The following is a 1,531-nucleotide window of genomic DNA, read 5'->3' as shown; positions in this document are numbered from 1 at the left end:
CTCAACTTTCGCACACTGAAATAGACATGTAACCCTTGATATAGTTAGGTAAACCTGCCACCCATTGCTGTACTTGATTTTTGATTAATTTTTGTATTGCTTTATTGGTATGCTGGATGACATCATCAAGAATCTCGATTAATTGCTGTAAAGCAACAGCCCAATCCAGTTCATCAATTTCATCACATAATTCATAAAATAAGCCGCCTAGTGTTCGATCATCCGAGTTACAACGGTTTTGCCAAGAAAGCACGATATACCTTGTAAATACAATCGTGGTATGGCTGATAAGGGCATCATAAGACCGGCTTTGGAACTCTTTTTGTAGATTCAAAAGCGATTTGGTTGTCTTGAAAAAGACTTCAATATCCCAGCGCATCCCATAGATACGAATAATTTCTTGATCGCTAAGGGTACAATCTGTACTCAAAATAGCGAGCCAGTCGCTCTTTTTATTACGATTACGCACAAATACGACTTTGACCGGCACACCGTTGGCTTGTGTGGTGTGAATGGAACGAAGAATGTTTTTCTTGCCGAATGCCGGTTTTGCCAGACGATAAAGTTCTTTTAAACTGACATGTTTGCCATCTACCAGATAACGTTGTTTTAAATTTTTAACCATGCCAACCACATCAAGTCCTTGTTCTTTGATGTCTTTGATCAGAGGCGGTTGGGTAAACCAGGAATCCATTAACACATAAGAAGCATCTATCCCGGCATTCATGGCACGCTGAAGCATACCCGGAATTTGTTCCGGTGCGGTTTGTAAGGCTTCCTGGCGACGTTTATATCCAGAACTGCGCTTATCGATGTCTTTAGAAATACCATTGATCTGATGCTTTTTCGAACTTAATAAAGAGAAGTCTACAGGCATAAAAGTTGCGCCATCGGACCATCCCAAAGTTAACATGCGGAACCCTTTATAAAACCTCATCTTTTGAGAAGCATGATCAAAACACCGGGCTAATAACTCTACTTTTTTGCTTCTATTCCGGTCATAAGAGGAATCATCGATGATAAATACTTTAGGACGACGATGACTCGTAAAGGCAGATACTTTTGAAATGACAGAAGAAGCCAAGACAAGCAGAAAACGCCGCCAATTAAAAGTAGACTTGTTTAAAAAGCGATAAACCGTATCTTTCGCCGGAAGATCTGCGGACTTCTTACTATCCAGCATACGAAACCAATTTTTATGTTCAAAGATGAGACGAAAGATTAATTGAAAAATAATAGCACTAGAAATGCCAAAAGACTTGGTAATTCCAGCGTTACGCAAATGTTTTAGAACACCTAATTCTTTAAATACAGATTTTATTTCAGTTGGCAGTTGCTTATTCGGGGCATTATTCGCTATCATGGTAGGAGACACCTCTTCTGTTTTGGTAGTGATTCTAGACAAATCAACTATACCAAACGGAAAGGTGTTTTTTCATGTTTAAAATCTGTGTCAAGCAACCTACTACAGTAGCTACAAGTACTTGAGCTTATTGATTTTATTAAGTTTTTCTAGGTGCGAAAGTTGAGT

The 1,531-nt window shown here is 38.9% G+C and carries 1 protein-coding gene; it reads right to left on the bottom strand.

What is annotated here, in order from left to right; translation table 11 throughout:
• Nucleotide 1 precedes the first annotated feature (1 nt).
• A complete protein-coding gene (locus ACFO3P_RS14530; protein ID WP_289585514.1) occupies nucleotides 2-1,363 on the bottom strand; it encodes an IS4 family transposase in 1,362 nt (453 codons plus the stop codon).
• Nucleotides 1,364-1,531: the final 168 nt, after the last annotated feature.

The organism is Oceanobacillus aidingensis (genome assembly GCF_042654105.1).
GTDB classification, from domain to species: Bacteria; Bacillota; Bacilli; order Bacillales; family Amphibacillaceae; genus Oceanobacillus; species Oceanobacillus oncorhynchi.
The sequence above is the reverse complement of the archived record's forward strand: the minus strand, read 5'-3'. Positions and strand labels throughout refer to the sequence as shown.